The organism is Pseudomonas sp. H11T01 (assembly GCF_048515765.1).
GTDB lineage: Bacteria > Pseudomonadota > Gammaproteobacteria > Pseudomonadales > Pseudomonadaceae > Aquipseudomonas.
The window spans coordinates 1-1,261 of the sequence record NZ_JBLYED010000065.1; the positions used below are offsets into that span (position 1 = coordinate 1).

Annotated in this window: 1 protein-coding gene; it reads left to right on the forward strand. The window is 53.9% G+C overall.

The features are described 5' to 3' along the window. The first annotated feature begins 86 nt into the window (after positions 1 to 86). Positions 87 to 1,103, forward strand: a complete 1,017-nt coding sequence (locus tag ACN1C3_RS33180; protein ID WP_419119946.1) for an IS110 family transposase — start codon at positions 87 to 89, stop codon at positions 1,101 to 1,103. The last annotated feature ends 158 nt before the right edge of the window (positions 1,104 to 1,261 follow it).

Sequence of the window (1,261 nt, forward strand, 5' to 3'; positions counted from 1 at the left end):
AAGACCTAATGAGATGGTCAGCCCGGTGAGAACCTCGGCGAGTCTAAACTTGCCGAGGCTCTCTCTTTACCGAAGGAGGATCTCTCATGAACACCGTAACGCTTCTGGGTATCGACATCGGCAAAAACACTTTCCACCTGCATGGCCAAGACGCCAGAGGCCATCAGGTGCTGCGTAAAAAGCTCAACCGCAACCAATTGCTCCCCTATCTGGCGCAGATTTCGACCTGCAAAATTGCCATGGAGTCCTGCGGCGGATCTCAGTGGCTCGCCCGGAAAATCATGGAGCAGGGCCATCACGTGCAGTTGATCGCGCCGCAGCATGTAAAGCCCTATGTCACCGGCAACAAAAACGACTTCATCGATGCCGAAGCAATTTGTGAGGCGGCCTCACGCCCTAAAACTCGTTCGGTCCAAGTCAAAACCGTAGAACAGCAGGTGCTGTCCACGGAGCATCGACTGCGTAAATCCTTGGTGAATCGACGCACCGCTGTCATCAATCAGGTACATGGATTTCTACTGGAATTCGGCGTCATCTTTCCCGTCGGATATGCCGCGTTAGATCGAGTCTCGGCGTTGATGGAAAACCGTGAACTGCCCACTCGCTTGAGAAATGCCATTGATCGCATGCTCGAAGACATACGCCAGTTGACTCGCGAGATCAAAAAACTTGATGTGGAGATCAAACAACAACTGGTTCAAAACGACGCAGGCCAACGCTTGCAGAGCATCCCCGGCATCGGCCCCCTCATCGCTAGCGCGCTGGTGGCCGACGTCGGCGACGCTTCGGGTTTCAAATCGTCCCGCGACTTCGCCGCCTCGTTGGGGTTGGTACCGCGACAGCACTCAACGGGTGACAAAACGATACTGCTTGGTATCAGCAAGCGGGGCGATAAGTACCTAAGAAGCCTGTTGATGCAGGGCGCTCACGCGGTTTTGTGTCGAATCGACAAACGAACCGACGCACTCGGAGTCTGGGCCAAAAATTTACTGGCCCGCAAGCATCCGAACAAAGTGGCCTGTGCCCTCGCGAACAAAATGGCAAGAATCGTCTGGGTGTTATTAACCAAGGGCGGTACCTACAACTCACAGTTCCTGGCTTGACCTGTGCGCTCCACCACCGGCTTTTGCGACGTCAGTAACTGATGACGATAAACGGCAGACATCCTGGCTGAAAACCTGAGAAGCAAAAGAGTTTTGGAAGCTGAAGACCTTTTAAAGGACAGGCAGGAGCGACTACTCATCAAGGGCCGAGCGCTAAA